Origin of the sequence: Streptomyces sp. TRM68416 (genome assembly GCF_014596915.1) — a bacterium.
GTDB lineage: Bacteria > Actinomycetota > Actinomycetes > Streptomycetales > Streptomycetaceae > Streptomyces.
Window position 1 is genome coordinate 325,937 of record NZ_JACVWU010000003.1, and the last position, 16,862, is coordinate 342,798.

At 73.5% G+C, this 16,862-nt stretch carries 12 protein-coding genes; 7 read left to right on the top strand and 5 right to left on the bottom strand.

Going from position 1 to position 16,862, the window contains the following annotated elements; genetic code table 11:
* Positions 1 to 148: 148 nt before the first annotated feature.
* Positions 149 to 2,305 (top strand): germacradienol/geosmin synthase Cyc2, encoded by a 2,157-nt coding sequence (cyc2, locus tag ICC28_RS06875; protein WP_188287511.1) that lies wholly within the window; start codon positions 149 to 151, stop codon positions 2,303 to 2,305.
* Here the strand turns inward: cyc2 and ICC28_RS41220 are convergent.
* Positions 2,295 to 2,582, bottom strand: a complete 288-nt coding sequence (locus tag ICC28_RS41220; RefSeq protein ID WP_188287512.1) for a hypothetical protein — start codon at positions 2,580 to 2,582, stop codon at positions 2,295 to 2,297. The genes cyc2 and ICC28_RS41220 overlap by 11 nt on opposite strands.
* A 185-nt stretch (positions 2,583 to 2,767) precedes the next feature.
* On the opposite strand from ICC28_RS41220, the gene ICC28_RS06885 reads away from it, so the two are divergent.
* From ICC28_RS06885 to ICC28_RS06895, 3 genes are all read left to right on the top strand, one after another.
* Positions 2,768 to 3,361 (top strand): PDZ domain-containing protein, encoded by a 594-nt coding sequence (locus ICC28_RS06885; protein ID WP_188287513.1) that lies wholly within the window; start codon positions 2,768 to 2,770, stop codon positions 3,359 to 3,361.
* A gap of 448 nt (positions 3,362 to 3,809) precedes the next feature.
* Positions 3,810 to 4,937, top strand: a complete 1,128-nt coding sequence (locus ICC28_RS06890) for an aminopeptidase P family protein (protein WP_188287514.1) — start codon at positions 3,810 to 3,812, stop codon at positions 4,935 to 4,937.
* A gap of 54 nt (positions 4,938 to 4,991) precedes the next feature.
* The gene (locus ICC28_RS06895) at positions 4,992 to 5,927 is read left to right on the top strand and encodes an aminoglycoside phosphotransferase family protein (protein ID WP_188287515.1); all 936 of its coding nucleotides are present in this window, start codon (positions 4,992 to 4,994) and stop codon (positions 5,925 to 5,927) included.
* 7 nt (positions 5,928 to 5,934) lie between these two features.
* Here ICC28_RS06895 and treZ read toward each other — a convergent pair whose 3' ends face one another.
* Positions 5,935 to 7,680, bottom strand: a complete 1,746-nt coding sequence (treZ, locus tag ICC28_RS06900) for a malto-oligosyltrehalose trehalohydrolase (RefSeq protein WP_188287516.1) — start codon at positions 7,678 to 7,680, stop codon at positions 5,935 to 5,937.
* Positions 7,681 to 7,864: 184 nt separating this feature from the next.
* On the opposite strand from treZ, the gene ICC28_RS06905 reads away from it, so the two are divergent.
* The 3 genes from ICC28_RS06905 to ICC28_RS06915 all read left to right on the top strand — a co-directional run bounded on the left by ICC28_RS06905 (position 7,865) and on the right by ICC28_RS06915 (position 10,338).
* Positions 7,865 to 8,416, top strand: coding sequence for an FHA domain-containing protein (locus ICC28_RS06905; protein ID WP_188287517.1), 552 nt, complete (start codon positions 7,865 to 7,867; stop codon positions 8,414 to 8,416).
* A gap of 153 nt (positions 8,417 to 8,569) precedes the next feature.
* A complete protein-coding gene (locus ICC28_RS06910) occupies positions 8,570 to 9,922 on the top strand; it encodes a M14 family zinc carboxypeptidase (RefSeq protein WP_188287644.1) in 1,353 nt (450 codons plus the stop codon).
* On the top strand, positions 9,919 to 10,338 hold the full coding sequence (locus ICC28_RS06915) for an SSI family serine proteinase inhibitor (protein ID WP_188287518.1): 420 nt from the start codon (positions 9,919 to 9,921) through the stop codon (positions 10,336 to 10,338). Before ICC28_RS06910 ends, ICC28_RS06915 begins: the two co-directional genes overlap by 4 nt.
* Positions 10,339 to 10,385: 47 nt before the next feature.
* On the opposite strand, the gene ICC28_RS06920 is transcribed toward ICC28_RS06915, so the two are convergent.
* The 3 genes from ICC28_RS06920 to glgX form a co-directional block, all read right to left on the bottom strand.
* Entirely contained in the window at positions 10,386 to 11,636 is a 1,251-nt protein-coding gene (locus ICC28_RS06920; RefSeq protein ID WP_188287519.1) for a M14 family zinc carboxypeptidase, read from the bottom strand.
* A gap of 218 nt (positions 11,637 to 11,854) precedes the next feature.
* Positions 11,855 to 14,203 carry a malto-oligosyltrehalose synthase gene (gene treY / locus ICC28_RS06925; RefSeq protein ID WP_188287520.1) on the bottom strand — a complete coding sequence of 783 codons (2,349 nt, stop codon included), beginning with the start codon at positions 14,201 to 14,203 and terminating at the stop codon, positions 11,855 to 11,857.
* Positions 14,204 to 14,583: 380 nt separating this feature from the next.
* On the bottom strand, positions 14,584 to 16,701 hold the full coding sequence (gene glgX / locus ICC28_RS06930; RefSeq protein WP_188287521.1) for a glycogen debranching protein GlgX: 2,118 nt from the start codon (positions 16,699 to 16,701) through the stop codon (positions 14,584 to 14,586).
* Positions 16,702 to 16,862 lie beyond the last annotated feature (161 nt).

Consider the following 16,862-nt stretch of genomic DNA (forward strand, 5'->3'; position numbering starts at 1 on the left):
GGGTAGGAGAACCTCCGTAGTCTGCGCGCGTAGAGGTGAACGCCACAAGGGCCCCGCGTCGGCCGGGAATTCATGCCCGATTCACGCGATGGTGTGATCATGTCCCGGCCCGAGGATGCTCCTTCGCGGCCCCGGGTAGGGCCCGGCCATGACGCAGCCCTTCGAACTCCCGCACTTCTACATGCCGTATCCCGCGCGGCTCAACCCGCACCTCGACGAGGCGCGGGCGCACTCGACCGTCTGGGCGCGCGAGATGGGCATGCTGGAAGGTTCCGGGATCTGGGAGCAGTCCGACCTCGACGCGCACGACTACGGACTGCTCTGCGCCTACACCCACCCCGACTGCGACGGACCCGCGCTGTCCCTGATCACCGACTGGTACGTGTGGGTCTTCTTCTTCGACGACCACTTCCTGGACATGTACAAGCGCACCCAGGACCGGTCCGCCGGCAAGGCCCACCTCGACCGCCTCCCGCTGTTCATGCCGATGGACCTGGCAACGCCCGTGCCCGAGCCGGAGAACCCGGTCGAGGCGGGACTCGCCGACCTGTGGCGGGGCACCGTGCCGTCGATGTCCGCCGACTGGCGCCGCCGCTTCGCCGTCGCCACCGAGCACCTCCTCAACGAGTCCCTGTGGGAGCTGTCCAACATCAACGAGGGGCGGATCGCCAACCCCGTCGAGTACATCGAGATGCGCCGCAAGGTGGGCGGCGCCCCCTGGTCGGCCGGTCTCGTGGAGTACGCGACGGCCGAGGTCCCCGCAGCCGTCGCCGGGTCCAGGCCCCTCAGAGTCCTGATGGAGACGTTCTCCGACGCCGTGCACCTGCGCAACGACCTCTTCTCCTACCAGCGCGAGGTCGAGGACGAGGGCGAACTCAGCAACGGCGTCCTGGTGTTGGAGACCTTCTTCGACTGCACCACCCAGCAGGCCGCCGACACGGTCAACGACGTCCTCACCTCCCGGCTGCACCAGTTCGAGCACACCGCGCTCACCGAAGTGCCCGCGCTGGCCCTGGAACACGGCCTCACCCCGGACGAGGTCGCCGCGATCGCCGCGTACGCACAGGGACTGCAGGACTGGCAGTCCGGCGGCCACGAATGGCACATGCGCTCCAGCCGCTACATGAACGAGCGGGCGCGGTCCGCCAGTCCGTGGCACGGGCTGACCGGCCCCGGCACCTCCGCGGCCGACGTGGGCGCGCTGCTGGCCTCGGCGGGCGCCGAGAGACTGCGCGCCCACACGCATGTGCCGTTCCAGAAGGTCGGGCCGTCCCGGATCCCCGACCTCTACATGCCGTTCCCGCTGGAGCTGAGCCCGCACCTCGACGGCGCCCGGCACCGCCTCACCGACTGGGTGCACCGCATGGGCATCCTCCAGGAGGGCGTCTGGGACGAGGACAAGCTCGCCGCCTACGACCTGCCGCTGTGCGCGGCCGGACTGGACCCGGACGCGAGCCCCGAGGCCCTGGACCTCAGCTCGCACTGGCTCGCCTGGGGCACGTACGGCGACGACTACTACCCCCTCGTCTACGGCCACCGCCGCGACCTGGCCGCCGCCCGCCTGACGACCCGGCGCCTGTCCGACTGCATGCCCCTGGACGGCGAGCCGGCCACCGTCCCGCTCAACGCCATGGAGCGCGGCCTGGCCGACCTGTGGGCGCGGACGACCGCCGGGATGACGCCCGGCCAGCGCAGCACCCTCAAGGACGCCGTGAACGTCATGACCGAGAGCTGGGTGTGGGAACTGTCCAACCAGCTCCAGAACCGCATCCCCGACCCGGTCGACTACCTGGAGATGCGCCGCGCCACCTTCGGCTCCGACCTCACCCTGAGCCTGTGCCGCATGGGCCACGGCCCCGCCGTCCCGCCGGAGGTGTACCGCAGCGGCCCCGTGCGCTCCCTGGAGAACGCCGCGATCGACTACGCCTGCCTGCTCAACGACGTCTTCTCGTACCAGAAGGAGATCGAGTACGAGGGCGAGATCCACAACGCGATCCTCGTCGTGCAGAACTTCTTCGGCATCGACTATCCGACCGCGCTCCACGTCGTACACGATCTGATGACCCAGCGCATGCAGCAGTTCGAGCACGTCGTCGCCCACGAACTACCCGTGGTCTACGACGACTTCGACCTGTCGGAGGAGGCCCGCGAGATCATGGCCGCCTACGTGGCCGACCTGCGGAACTGGCTGGCGGGCATCCTCAACTGGCACCAGAAGGTGGACCGTTACAAGGCCGACTGGCTGGGCCGCCGCGCCCACGGTTTCCTGCCGGACCGCCCGTCGGCCGTGCCGGTCATCGGCTGACCGGCTGCCGCCGCGCCGCGTGGTCCACGACGGCTTGCGCCGGCACCCGGGTCATCGGGTCCGCGCGCGAGCCGTCGCCCGACAGCTGCGGCTGGAAGCGCGAGCAGAAGCACCGTTCGGCGGTGCGCTCCGAGCCGATCACCGAATGCACGAGCGAGCCGGGCTCGACGGTGGCCGCGCCCTCACCGCCCTCACCGCCGGTTACGGCCTGACCCCTGCCCCTGCTGCCCCGCTCTGCGGCCGCCGGGATCCCGGGCACGGCCGCCGTACCGGTCACCGAGCCCCGCGTGGTCCATCGGACCGAACTGGTGTACGCGGGCTCGCTCCCCGGGCTGCGAGGGCAGGGCGGTGGCGACCGCGCTGGGCGCACCGGATTTCCGTCGTTGACCGCGGGTCAGTCTCACTCGTTCGTGGCTCGTCGGGCGCCGGTGGCCCGGGTAGGGCTCCAGGCGGAGGCGATCGATGGAACAGACTGCGCTGCGTCCCAAGCCGATGCCCGGTCAGGAGCCCGGCGGCGGCAAACGGCCCGGCCCCGCCCGGCGCCCGCACGCCGCACGCCGACGCGGCCGCCGGCTCACGAGCCTGCTGTTCGCCCTGTTCGTCGGCACGGTCCTGGTCCTGTCCGGGGTCGGACTCGGCACGGTCGGGGCCACGGTGATCGGCATGAGCAGACTCGCCGAGCTCCAGCGCGAGGCGGGGGCGGCCCCGGCGGATGCCCGCCCCTCCTCGCAGCCCTTCTCGCAGCCGGCCACGTCGCCGTCGGCCGCGCCGAGCCCCACGCCCGCCCCCGCCGGCGCCACCCTCGGCGTGGAGGCCGTGGAGGCCGAGAAGGGCGGCGCCCAGATCGTCGGCATCCACGTCCCCGGCCCCGGCTACGCGGCCGGCCTGGTACGCGGCGACGTCCTCCTCGTCTACGGCACCACCCGCATCGACTCGGCGGCCGACCTCGCCCGAGCCGTCGCCCGCACCCGCCCCGGCACCGAGGTCACCCTGACGCTGCGTCACCAGAGCGGCGGCTACCAGCAATTGACGGTCGTCCCCGGGGTCGTCACCTGAACTCCGCCGGCCCCTGGGAGGCGGCGGTCCCGCCAGTCGATCGAGGACCGGGCCGATACGCCCCGTGCCGGCTCGGCCACCAGGCTGGAACACGTACGTACCCCACGGCCAGAAACCGGGAAGGAAGCGCCCGAGGAAAGGCACCCGGACGAACCTGTCCACCCGGGCCGAGCCCCGCTCGCGCCCCCGGGCGCGCGGGGCCTGCCTCCTCGCGGCCGGCCCCCGCGCGGGGCTGATCACCGGGCGGCCGCCGGGGCAGGCCGGCCCCGGGGACCGCCGTCCACCCCAAGGCGGCCGGTTCCGTCCTCTCCTTCCTTGCGAAGGTGCCGCATGCCGTGGCCCCCGCGAGCGGGTTCATCCCCGGAAGGCGTGTCGATCGGCTCGCGCCGGACGTTGCCTGCGGGCAGGATGCTGCCCGTAGTTCCCTTACGCGCCCAGGGAGGCCCGGATGACCGGCACCGCACCCGCGCCCTTCACCGCCGACGACTACCGGGCCCGGATGGAACGCGCCGCGCGCGCGGCCGTGGACGCCGGGCTGGCCGGGCTGCTGGTGGCGCCCGGACCGGACATGGTGTGGCTCACCGGCTACGCGCCCACCGCGGAGACGGAACGGCTCACCCTGCTGGTCCTCGCCCCCGGCCGGGACCCCGTGCTGGTCGTCCCCACCCTGGAGGCCCCCGACGCCGCGAAGGCCGCCGGAGCGTCCGCCCTCACCCTGCGCGACTGGACCGACGGCAAGGACCCCTACGCCGTCACCGCGGCGCTCCTCGACACGCGCGGCCGGTTCGGCATCAGCGACAACACCTGGGCGATGCATCTGCTGGGCCTGCAGACAGCGCTCCCGGGCACTTCCTACGCCGCCCTCACCGACGCCCTGCCGATGCTCCGGGCCGTCAAGGACGCCGCCGAGCTGGAGCTGCTGGCGGCCGCCGGAGCGGCCGCCGACGCAACGTTCGAGGAGATCCGGAACGTTCCCTTCGCCGGCCGCAGGGAGTCGGAGATCGGCGCGGACCTCGCCGGGCTGCTCCGCCGGTTCGGCCACTCCCAGGTCGACTTCACCATCGTCGCCTCCGGCTCGAACGGCGCAAACCCGCACCACGAGGTCGGCGACCGGCTCGTGGAACGCGGCGACATGGTCGTCCTCGACTTCGGCGGCCTCAAGGACGGCTACGGCTCCGACACCTCCCGCACGGTCCACGTCGGCGAACCCACCGACGAGGAGCGCCGGGTGCACGACCTGGTGCGCGCGGCCCAGGAGGCGGGCTTCACCGCCGTACGCCCCGGAGCGGCCTGCCAGGACGTCGACCGGGCGGCCCGCGCGGTCATCGCCGACGCCGGGTACGGCGAGTACTTCATCCACCGCACCGGCCACGGCATCGGCGTCACCACGCACGAGCCGCCGTACATGATCGAGGGCGAGGAGCAGCCCCTGGTGCCCGGGATGTGCTTCTCCGTCGAGCCCGGCGTCTACCTGCCGGGCCGCTTCGGGGTGCGCATCGAGGACATCGTCACCGTCACCGAGGACGGCGGCCGCCGCCTCAACAACACCACCCGCGAGATGGTCATAGTGGACTGAGCGGCCCCAGCAGTCCCCTCTCGGCGAGCATCCCCTAGTGACAACGGCGCGACCATGACCCAGGCACCGACACCCACCGCGGACACCGTCCGCCGACTGGTCCGTTCCCTGCTGAAGGAGCGCGCGGAGGACAGCGCCGGCCCCGAGGTCCGGCCCGTCGGCGCGGGCGGCGGGCCCGCCACCTGGTGGGTCGGCGCCCGCCATGTGCTGCGCCTCGCCCCCGACCGGGAGGCCGCCGTCCGTCTGCGCCGGGAGCTGCGCCTGCGCGACCTGGTCCGCGGGCACGTCCCCGTCGCCGTTCCCACGAGCGTCGCGCACGGCGAATGGGCGCCCGGTCTGCCGTACACGCTGGACACGAAGGTGCCCGGCGGGTCGGCCGAGCAGCACGACGTGTCCGCGCTCGGCGAGGCCGATCTCGCGGCGCTCCTCACCGGGCTGCGCGAGGTGCCCGCCCGGACGGCCGAGGCGCTCGGCGTGCCGCGTATCTCCCCGCGCTCCCTGGAGGGCCTGCGCCGCGGCGCGGAGCGGGCCGCCGTGCGGCTCGCGGCGGCCGACGAGTTCGACCCGGCCCGGCTGCGCCAGCTCACCCAGTCGGCCGCGGTCCAGCTCGCCGCCCAGCCCGGCAGCACCGTCCTCGTCCACCACGGCCTGACCGGCGAGCACCTCGTGGTCAGCGCGGACGGCCGGGTGCGCGGGGTCCTCGGCTGGGCCGACACGGTCCTCGGCGACCCCGCCGAGGACATCGCCGGTCTCGCCCGCGCCGTCGGCTCCCCGGCCGCCGTCCGCGCCGCCACCCTGGCGGGCTACGGCGCCCGCCCCTGCCTGCGCGGCCTGTGGCTCGCCCGCTGCGACACCGTCGTCCGTCTGGCCGAAGCCCTCGACGGCGGCAGCGGCACCCCCCTGGGCCCGCTCCGGCACCAGCTCCGCCTCGCCTGGGAGGCGATCCTGCTGGAGCGGGTGACGGAGCTGAAGGAGGACGAGCAACCCTAGGGCCCGGTCACTCCTGCAGCAGCACCACGCTCGACTCCCCGGGCAGGTGCAGCACCCCGCCCGTTCCGGGGGCCTCCACGGGCTCCCACGCGGCCAGTACGCGGGCCCGGCGGGGTCCGAGCGGGATCGCGGCCGGTTCCTTGGCGAGGTTCACGGCCACCCGTACGTCCCCGCGCCGGAAGGCCAGCCAGCGCCCCCGCTCGTCGTAGGCCACCTTGGTGTCGGCGAGGTCGGGGTCGGTCAGGTCGGGCTGCTCGTGGCGCAGGGCGACGAGCCGGCGGTACCAGGCCAGCACGCGCGCGTGGGGCTCGGCGTCGAGCTCCGTCCAGTCCAGGCAGGAGCGGTCGCGCGTCGCCGGGTCCTGCGGGTCGGGCACGTCCTCCTCGGCCCAGCCGTGCGCGGCGAACTCCCGCCGCCTGCCCCGCCGTACGGCCTCGGCGAGCTCCGGGTCGGTGTGGTCGGTGAAGAACTGCCAGGGCGTGCCCGCCGCCCACTCCTCGCCCATGAACAGCATCGGCGTGAAGGGCGCGGTGAGCGTGAGGGTCGCCGCGCAGGCCGCCAGGCCGGGGGAGAGGGAGGCGGCGAGCCGGTCGCCCTGCGCGCGGTTGCCGACCTGGTCGTGGGTCTGGCTGTAGCCCAGCAGCCGGTGCGCGGACACACGCGCGCGGTCCAGGGCGCGCCCGTGGCGCCGGCCCCGGAAGCTGGAGTACGTGCCGTCGTGGAAGAAGCCGCCGGTGAGGGTCTTGGCGAGGGCCGCGAGCGGGGCGCGCGCGAAGTCGGCGTAGTAGCCCTGGTCCTCGCCGGTCAGCGCGGTGTGCAGGGCGTGGTGGAAGTCGTCGTTCCACTGGGCCTGCAGCCCGAGGCCGCCCTCCTCGCGCGCAGTGACCAGACGCGGGTCGTTCAGGTCCGACTCGGCGATCAGGAACAGCGGCCGGTCCAGTTCGGCCGACAGCCCGTCCACGGCCGTCGACAGCTCCTCCAGGAAGTGGCACGCGCGCGTGTCGCGCAGCGCGTGCACCGCGTCCAGGCGCAGTCCGTCGATCCGGTAGTCGCGCAGCCATGCCAGCGCGCTGCCCACGAGGTAGTCGCGCACCTCGTCGGAGCCGGGCGCGTCCAGGTTGACCGCCGCGCCCCACGGGGTGTGGTGCCGCTCCGTGAAGTAGGGCCCGAAGGCGGGCAGGTAGTTGCCCGACGGGCCGAGGTGGTTGTGCACCACGTCGAGGACCACACCGAGGCCGAGTCCGTGCGCCGTGTCGACAAACCGCTTCAGCGCCTCGGGGCCGCCGTACGGCTCGTGCACCGCCCACAGCGAGACCCCCTCGTACCCCCAGCCGTGCCGGCCGGGGAAGGGGCACAGCGGCATCAACTCCACGTGCGTGACGCCCAGTTCGACGAGGTGCCCGAGGCGCTCGGCGGCCGCGTCCAGGGTGCCCTCGGGGGTGTACGTGCCCACGTGCAGCTCGTACAGGACCGCACCGGGCAGCGGGCGCCCGGCCCACTCGGCGCGCCACGTGTAGCGCGCGTGGTCGACGACGGCGCTGCGCCCGTCCGGGCCGTCCGGCTGGCGGCGCGAGCGCGGGTCGGGCAGTACCGGCCCGTCGTCCAGCGCGTAGCCGTACCGGCTGCCGTCCTGTGCCTCCGCCTCCCCCCGCCACCATCCCTCCCGCTCCGGATCGCGCTCCAGCGCGCGCGTGGTGTCCTCGCAATGGAGGGTCACACGGTCGGCCTGCGGTGCCCACACCTCGAACTGCACGGACGGTTCCCCTTCGTCTGCTCACCGTGATGTAGCCCGTCCATGGTGCTTCAAACGGGATCAATCCGCTTTTGAATCCTCCCGTTTGCGGCAGGTGTCGCCCGCTGACGTTCCCGGGGACGTGCGGGGCGGTGGTTCTGCCGTTTTCTGGACACTCCGGCGCGGCTGACCGACAATCACGAGCGTGACGTCGTCCTTCGAGTTCAACACGTACCCCGCGCGGCTCTCCGACGCGGAGCGCGACAAGGCGCTGAAGGTGCTCCGCGACGGCGTCGCCATGGGCCGTCTCTCGCACGACACGTTCATCCGGCGGATGGAGCTGGCCCTCGCCGCCCGCCGCTCCGAGGACCTCGCCGTCCTCACCGCCGACCTTCCCCAGGAGAGCCGCGTGGCGCGCCTGGTGTTCGGCACCGTCGAGGCGGTCTCCGGCTTCTCCGTACGGCTGCGCAGGGCCTGGCAGGCCGAGCGGCTGCCCAAGCTGCTGCTGCCGCACCCCGGCAGCGGTCATCCGCTGCGCATCGGCCGCGACCCCGCGAGCGGTCTGCGGCTGACCCACGAGACGGTCTCCCGGGTGCACGCCGAACTCAGCCGCCAGGGCGGCATGTGGGTGCTGCGGGACCTTGGCTCGACCAACGGCACCACCGTGAACGGCCGCCGGGTCATCGGGGCGGCCGTGGTTCGCGAGGGCGACCAGGTCGGCTTCGGGCGGATGTCGTTCCGCCTCGCCGCGAACTGAGGACGACCTCGGCTCGGGCCAGGGCTTAACCGGGCGTATCGCTCGAAATCCCTTTGCTTTCCTTGGTGTTGACGTAACCGAAGAGTCGTGACTGACTGTGCGTACACCATGCACAACAGGTGAAACGACGGCACCGGAACGTGGAGGTGTGCCCTGCCGCCCCTCCTTCGCTACCCGACCGTCGACGAACTCGGCGCCCGGGCGGCCGCACTCGTCGCCCGCCACCCCCGGGACGCCCGGCTGCGTCGCGCGGGCACCTCCCGCGAGGGCCGGCCCCTGTGGCTGCTGTCCGTCGGCCACGGCAGCCACCACGCGCTCGTCGTCGCGGGCCCGCACGCCAACGAGCCCGTGGGCGGCGCCACCGCCCTCCGGCTGGCCGAACGGGCGCTCGCCGACCCCCGCCTCCACCAGGGCGCCGACGCCACCTGGAACCTGTTGCTCTGCGTCGACCCCGACGGGCTGCGCCGCAACGAGGGCTGGCTGCACGGCCCGTACACCCTCGGCCGCTACTTCCGGAACTTCTTCCGCCCCGGCTTCCTGGAGCAGCCCGAATGGCTGCCCGACGGCGCGGACCACGCCGCGCTGCCCGAGACCCGCGCCCTGCTCGACCTCCAGGACGAACTGCGGCCCTTCCTCCAGTGCTCCCTGCACGGCGTCGACGTCGGCGGCGGCTTCGTCGAGCTGACCCACCCCCTGCCCGGTCTCCCGCGCCGCGTCGCCCACACCGCGGCCCGCCTCGGCATACCCCGCGAACTCGGCCCCTACGACACCCTGTACTGGCCCCGGCTGGGTCCCGCCGTCTACCGGATCCCGCCGCCGCGCCGGGGCGACCTGGTCGCGGCCATCACCGAGGCCGCCGTGCAGTCGACCTGGTTCCACCCCTACCGGCACGGCACGGTCACCGCCGTCGTCGAGGCGCCGATGTGGGGCGTGGCCGCCGTGGAGGACGGCACCGCGCCCGCCGACGGGCCGGGCGTCCTGCGCGCCGTCAGCCGCACCCTGCGCCACGACCACCTGCTCCTTGAGCGCCTCCTCGCCCGGATCCGCCCCCACCTGCCCGCGACCGGCGAGGCGGAGCGGCTCCTCGCCCCGGTCGACGACTACTTACTGGTCGCCCCCGGCCTCGCCGACGCCTGGGACCCCGACGTCGTCACCGCCGACCCCCAGCCCCTGCCGCCGCTCAGCACCGCCCACCTGGCCACGCTGCGCATCGCCGGACGACGGCTCGCGCTGCGCACGGCCGGGCTGCTGCACCGCCTGGTGACCGGCGCCGGCCGCGACCCGACCGGCGTGCTGCCGGAACTGGACCGGATCATCGACCTGTGGTGCGCCGACTACCGCGAGGGCTGCCGCGCGTCCTGGATACCGGTCGCACGTCAGGTCGAATACCAGTCCCGGGTGGTGCGCGCCGCGTTCGAGCTGGCCGTACGGCACGCGCACACACGCTCCCGTTCGGGTGAGCCGGGGTGGGGATCCGAGGCCGCCGTGCCGATGCATCGGGAATGACACTCTCCACCACAGCGACAGCGGCACGGGTCGGCATGCTCGCGGCGGCCGCGCTCCTCCTCGTCGGCGCGGCCCCCGCACAGGCCGCCGAACGGGACTCCCTCCCGGGCAACTGGCTCTACCTCACGCTTACCACCGGCGACGACCGCTCCAGCGACACCCGCGGCACCCTCCTGATGTGCAACCCGCCCCAGGGACACTCCCAGGCCGCGGAAGCCTGCGCGCAACTGGCCTCGGTCGACGGCGACATCACCGCCCTCCCGCAGCTGAACGTCCCCTGCCCGATGATCTACGCCCCGGTCACCGCCCACGCACACGGCCAGTGGAACGGCCGGCCCGTCGAGTACACACAGACCTACGCCAACGCCTGCGCGATGAAGGCGAGTACGGGGTCCGTCTTCGCACTGGACACCTGACGCGGTACGGCGGCCCGCCCGCCCGCGCGCGCGGGGCGGGCCGCCTCTCACGCCCCCGCCTCGCGCGCGTGCAGGGCCGCTGCGACGACCGTGTCGGCCTGGTGCCGGACCTGGGCCGCCAGGGGGACCCAGCGGGAGCGGAAGCGTTGCTCGAAGGAGGTGCTCCAGGTGGCGACGAGGCGTCTGAGGGTCGGTGCGCCGGGGTCGCCGGCCGCCGTCAGTACGCGTAGGAGCATGGCCGCGGCGCGCAGCGGCAGCCGACGGGCGAAGGCGTCCACGCTGCCGATGTAGGCCCGCGTGTCGTCGGCCGGAACCATGTCCACCCAGTCCGCGGCCAGCCCCGGCACCAGCTCCAGCGTCCACGTGGCCGCCCGCAGCAGCGGATCGTCGACGCCCTCCAGGCGGGGCCGCGCCTGCACGAGCACCCGCTCCACGTCCGACGCGTCCCGGCGCAGCCGGACCGCCAGCCGCCGCATCGCCTCCGCCGGCGCCGGATGCCGCGCCGGATCGTCCACCAGGTCGCTCGCCCACATCGGCACCTCCACCACCGCGGTCAGCCCGCCGTACCGGTGCACGTGGTGCCAGGTGCTGTGCCGTGCGTCGTCCGGCATGCTCGGGTACGCCGCCCCCGCACCGAGCGCCGGCATCACATGCACCCCCGGCCCCGAGGCGGGCCAGCCCGCCGCGTCCGAGGCGCCCGTCTCCACCGGGATGTTCAGCTCCGCCGCCGACTTGGCGAACGGTTCGGCGAGCCCCGGCACGTCCTTCGTCAACTGCACCCAGCTGCCGCCCAGATCGGTCCCGTGCAGGGTCGCCTGGAGGAAGGGACGCAGTTCGTCGATGACCCCGGTCAGCGCGCGCGTCTCGGGCGGCAGCCGGTCCGGCGGCAGCACCGCGGGCGACCACTCCGGCTGCTCGGGACCGGCCGGCCGGTAGAACCCGAGGTGGTAGTCGAACAGGCTGCGCGGCGCCGGAGTGACGTGCAGGCTCGCCCCGTCGGGATCGGCGCACAGCAGGAAGTGCCAGGAGATGTCGGCCCGCAACGCCCGCTCGTGCAGCACCCGTTCGGCCAGCGCGAGGACCGTGGCCCCGCCCGTCGGCTCGTTGGCGTGGGCGCCCGCCACCACCAGCACCGCGTCCCGGGCCCGGCCCACGGACAGCAGGTGCAGGGGGCGGCCCGCCCGGGAGGCGCCCACCTGCCGCAGGGTGCACAGATCCGGCCGCTGTGCCCCCAACGCGCGGGCGGAAGAGACGAGTTCGGTCACTGTGGGGTAGCGCGACTCCGGCAGGTGACTCACCCCCGACACATCCGCCCGGCTTCGCCACCCGCAGTACCCCACGGTCTCGGTGCAGTGTCAAGGAGATCGAGGGGGAGGCTCCAGGGGGCGCCCCGAGGCATGAGGAGCGGGCGACAGGGGCCGTCGGCACCGGCAGAGGTGCCGACGTTCGGTCAGGCGTGCGGCCGATGCGCGCGCCCGGCACACGCGCCTCGCGTGGACTCCGAGGCGCGCCCGCCTCACCCCACCCGTTCCAGCAGCGCCACGGGCAGCCGCGCGAACAGCTCCGCCACGCGCGCGTGCCCCTCGAACTCCCGCTCCGGAGCCAGCACGTCGGCCCACCGACCCGGCGGCAGCGGCAACCGGGTCTCCCGCCAGCCACCCGCCCGGGCCAGCCGCAGCGACAGCCGCGTCACGGCCGTGACCACCTCCCCGGACCGGGCGAACGCCGCGCAGTGCGCGGCCGCCGGGCCCTCGGCCGTCAGCGGTGCGTACGTCGCCGCGTCCCCGAAGGCGGCCGGCCGGCGCGCCCGCAGCCGCAACGCCGCCGCCGTCACCGCGCCCTTGTCCCCGGCATCCTCCGGCGGGAACCGCACGGGCCGCCGGTTGTCCGGATCCACCAGCGCCCGGTACTCGGCCTCCGTGCCCTGGTAGACGTCCGGCACACCCGGCATCGTCAGATGGACCAGGGCGACGCCCAGCACGTTCGCCCGGATGTGCGGCGCCAGCTCGTCGCGCAGGGCGGCCACGCGCGCGCCGGGCGGCCCGCACGGCCCCGCCGCGACGAAGGCCGCCACCGCCTCCTCGTACGGCGGCTCCTGCTCCGTCCAGCTCGTGAACAGACCGGCCTCCCGCACATGCTTCAGCAGGGCCTGCCGCACGCGCTCCGGCTCCGCCGGGCCGAGCCCGAACACGGTCTGCCAGGCGGCCCACGCCACCTGGGCGTCCGGCACGCCCTCCCCGGAGCGGGTCACCTCGGCCAGCAGGCTGGCCCAGCGCTCCGGGCACTCGGTGAGCACCGCCAGCGCCGCCCGCACGTCGGCGCTGCGCTTGGTGTCGTGCGTCGACACGACGGTGCCCGTCGCCGGCCAGTCGCGCTGCACGCGCGCGCAGTAGGCGTGGAACTCCTCCGGGGACAACGCCGGAGCGCCCGGGTTCCCGCCCACCTCCGTCGCCGACAGCAACGGCACGTATCGGTAGAACGCCGTGTCCTCCACGGACTTCGCGCGGAGCGCGGACGCCGTCTGCGCGAACCGGGTCCGCAGCTCCTCCTGCCCGGGCCCGTCACCGGCCCGCCCGAGCAGCAGATCCCGTACCACGTCGACGGCCTCGGCCTCCTCCGGTACGACGAAGGCGTGCCGCGCCTCGGCCGCCGCCTCCTCGGTGACCACGGCGGCCGCGTCCCCGGAGGCGTAGGGGCGGTAGACCTCCAGGCGGACCAGGAGCTCCTGCGCCGCGGTGCGCAGCGCCCAGGGCGCGCGGTCGCGCAGCGCGGGCTCCGGCGACGCGGCGCACACCCGGTCCGCGACCCGGGTCAGCCGGTCGGTCTCGGCGGCCAGCTCGTGCGTGAGGACCTTGTACGCGGCACGCCGCACCGTCGCCTCCCACTGCCCGCCCCGGTCGGTCTGCGGGGCCGCGAACCGGCGGTACTGGCCGAGGAGTTCGCCGAACCCCGCCGGGTCCGTGAACAGGCCGTCGACGTGCCGCAGGGCGTCGTATCCGGTGGTGCCGGCGACCGGCCAGGACGGCGGCAGGTGCTCCCCGTCCGACAGGATCTTCTCCACGACCGTCCAGCGGCCGCCGCTCGCCTCGTGCAGCCGCCGCAGATAGGTGTCGGGGTCTGCGAGCCCGTCGGGATGGTCGACGCGCATGCCGTCCACCACGCCCTCGTGCAGCAGCGCCAGGATCTTGCCGTGCGTGGCCTCGAACACCTCCGGGTCCTCCACCCGCACCCCGATGAGCTCCGAGATGCTGAAGAACCGCCGGTAGTTCAGCTCGGTGCGGGCCAGCCGCCACCACACCGGGCGGTACCACTGGGCGTCCAGGAGCTGCGGCAGCGGGAGTTCCCCGGTGCCCTCGCGCAGCGGGAACACATGGTCGTAGTAGCGCAGGACGTCGCCGTCGACCTCCAGGCGGTCGATCTCCCTGCCGAGCGGGCCGCCGAGGACCGGCAGCAGCAGCTGCCCGCCCTGCGCCTCCCAGTCGATGTCGAACCAGCGCGCGTACGGCGACTTGGGGCCCTCGCGCAGCACCTCCCACAGGGCGTGGTTGTGCCGCGGGGCCATGGCCATGTGGTTGGGGACGATGTCCACCACCAGCCCGAGCCCGTGCTCGCGCGCGGTGCGCGCCAGCGCGCGCAGCCCTTCCTCGCCGCCGAGCTCCTCGCGCACGCGCGCGTGGTCGACGACGTCGTAGCCGTGCAGCGAGCCCGGCACGGACTCCAGGACGGGGGACAGGTGCAGATGCGAGATGCCGAGCGAGGCCAGGTACGGCACCGCCGTCGCCGCGGCCGCGAACGGGAACTCGGGCTGCAACTGCAGCCGGTACGTGGCCGTGGGCACCACCGGGTCAGATCGCTCAGGTGTCATGGAATCGTACGTACCCGCCCGACCGCCCTCCCTGTCATCACGACCGCCTTCGAGTGACGGAACCGACGGGACAGCGCACCGCACCCGACCCCACCCGACCGCCGACGCGCTCATGCAGACCTCCTGCCGTGCGCCCGGCCGACTCGCCGAGGCGACGATCCTCGCGCTCGTCGGCGGCCGGGCCCCGCGGTCGCCGTCACCGGACGCCCCGCCGAGCCGCACGGCCCCGCCCCGAGGCCTCCGCGAGGGCGAACCGGCCCGCCGGCGGCCCGGCCGGCGTTGCCTGGGCCCCGTGACGGCGGCGCGGCCGGTCTCGGGCACCGAAACCGGCCGCACGCGCGCGGGTGCCGCTCGAACCGGCACCCGCCCCTGCCCCACCGCTAGACCGGTCGCTGGAGCACCGTCAGGCTTCGGTCCACCAGGGTGAGGCGGTCGCCAGCCTGGACCTTCGGGCCGGTGCCGGGTGGGATGCCCTCGGTGTGGGCGGTGTCCACGATCACCTGCCACTGGCGACCGTGGTTGACCGGGACCACGAAGTCGAGGGTCTTCGGGGAGGCGTTGAACATCAGCAGGAACGAGTCGTCGGTGATGCGCTCCCCGCGCGCGCCCGGCTCGGAGATCGCGTTGCCGTTGAGAAACACCGTGAGGGCCGAGGCCTGCGTGGAGTTCCAGTCCCGCTGGGTCATCTCCTTGCCCTGCGGGGTGAACCAGGCGATGTCCGACAAGTCGTCGTGGGTGCCCTCCACGGGCCGGCCGTGGAAGAAGCGGCGCCGGCGGAAGACGGGATGGTCCCGCCGCAGCCACACCATCGCGCGCGTGAAGTCCAGCAGCTCGCGGTCGGCGTCCTCGCCGTCGGGCCACGCCAGCCAGGCCAGCTCGCTGTCCTGGCAGTAGGCGTTGTTGTTGCCCTTCTGGGTGCGCGCGAACTCGTCGCCGTGGCTGATCATCGGCACGCCCTGGGACAGCATCAGCGTGGCGATGAAGTTCCGCATCTGGCGCCTGCGCCGCTCCAGCACCACCGGGTCGTCGGTCTCGCCCTCCGCCCCGCAGTTCCAGGACCGGTTGTGGCTCTCGCCGTCGCGGTTGTCCTCGCCGTTGGCGTGGTTGTGCTTGTGGTTGTAGGACACCAGGTCGTGCAGCGTGAACCCGTCGTGGCAGGTGACGAAGTTGATGGAGGCCAGCGGGCGCCGCCCGTCGTCCTGGTACAGGTCGGACGACCCCGTCAGCCGGGACGCGAACTCCGCCAGGGTGCGCGGCTCGCCCCGCCACAGGTCCCGTACGGTGTCGCGGTACTTGCCGTTCCACTCGGTCCACAGCGGCGGGAAGTTGCCCACCTGGTAGCCGCCCTCGCCCACGTCCCACGGCTCGGCGATCAGCTTCACCTGCGAGACCACCGGGTCCTGCTGCACCAGGTCGAAGAACGACGACAGCCGGTCCACCTCGTGGAACTGCCGGGCCAGCGTCGCCGCGAGGTCGAAGCGGAAGCCGTCGACATGCATCTCGGTGACCCAGTACCGCAGCGAGTCCATGATCAGCTGAAGGACGTGCGGGGACCGCATGAGCAGGGAGTTCCCGGTGCCCGTGGTGTCCATGTAGTAGCGGCGGTCGTCGGTGAGCCGGTAGTACGACAGGTTGTCCAGGCCCCGGAAGGACAGCGTGGGGCCCAGGTGGTTGCCCTCGGCGGTGTGGTTGTAGACGACGTCCAGGATCACCTCGATGCCCGCCTCGTGCAGCGCCTTCACCGCCGACTTGAACTCCAGCACCTGCTGGCCGCGGTCGCCCCAGGAGGCGTAGGCGTTGTGCGGGGCGAAGAAGCCGATCGTGTTGTAGCCCCAGTAGTTGTTCAGGCCCATGTCCACCAGACGGTGGTCGTTCACGAACTGGTGTACGGGCATCAGCTCCAGTGCCGTCACGCCCAGCTCGGTCAGATGCTCGATGATCGCCGGGTGCGCCAGCGCCGCGTAGGTGCCGCGCAGCTCCTCCGGCAGCCCCGGGTGGCGCATGGTGAGGCCCTTGACGTGGGCCTCGTAGATCACCGTGTGGTGGTACTCGGTCCGTGGGCGCCGGTCGTCGCCCCAGTCGAAGTACGGGTTGACCACGACCGACGACATCGTGTGGGGGGCCGAGTCCAGGTCGTTGCGCCGGTCGGGCGCGTCGAAGTGATAGCCGTACACCTCCTCGCCCCAGCTGATCGAGCCGCTGATCGCACGCGCGTACGGATCGAGCAGCAGCTTCGCGGAGTTGCAGCGCAGTCCGCGTTCGGGGGCGTAGGGCCCGTGGACCCTGAAGCCGTAGCGCTGCCCAGGCATGATGCCCGGCAGGTACGCGTGCCGCACGAACGCGTCGCTCTCCCGCAGCTCCACGGCCGTCTCCGAACCGTCGTCGTGCAGCAGACACAGCTCTACTCGGTTCGCGGCCTCCGTGAAGACCGCGAAATTGGTGCCGGCGCCGTCGTACGTGGCACCGAGTGGATACGCCTCTCCAGGCCAGACCTGCATGGACTCGACTCTTTCAGGTGAAGCGCGCCGTGGGTGGCGCCTTGGCCCCGAGTCTCCCCGAAAGTGATGGAACCACCTATGACTTACGCCCCTCTTACCGGGCGACCAGGCATACGCGGTATGCCGAACCAGTGGGGCAATCACATACTCCCGTCGACCAG

Coding starts and splice junctions, on each gene's coding strand:
- glgX (WP_188287521.1), bottom strand. CDS start 16,701: ATGCAGGTCTGGCCTGGAGAGGCGTATCCACTCGGTGCCACGTACGAC.
- treY (WP_188287520.1), bottom strand. CDS start 14,203: ATGACACCTGAGCGATCTGACCCGGTGGTGCCCACGGCCACGTACCGG.
- ICC28_RS06895 (WP_188287515.1), top strand. CDS start 4,992: ATGACCCAGGCACCGACACCCACCGCGGACACCGTCCGCCGACTGGTC.
- ICC28_RS06915 (WP_188287518.1), top strand. CDS start 9,919: ATGACACTCTCCACCACAGCGACAGCGGCACGGGTCGGCATGCTCGCG.
- ICC28_RS06885 (WP_188287513.1), top strand. CDS start 2,768: ATGGAACAGACTGCGCTGCGTCCCAAGCCGATGCCCGGTCAGGAGCCC.
- ICC28_RS06890 (WP_188287514.1), top strand. CDS start 3,810: ATGACCGGCACCGCACCCGCGCCCTTCACCGCCGACGACTACCGGGCC.
- cyc2 (WP_188287511.1), top strand. CDS start 149: ATGACGCAGCCCTTCGAACTCCCGCACTTCTACATGCCGTATCCCGCG.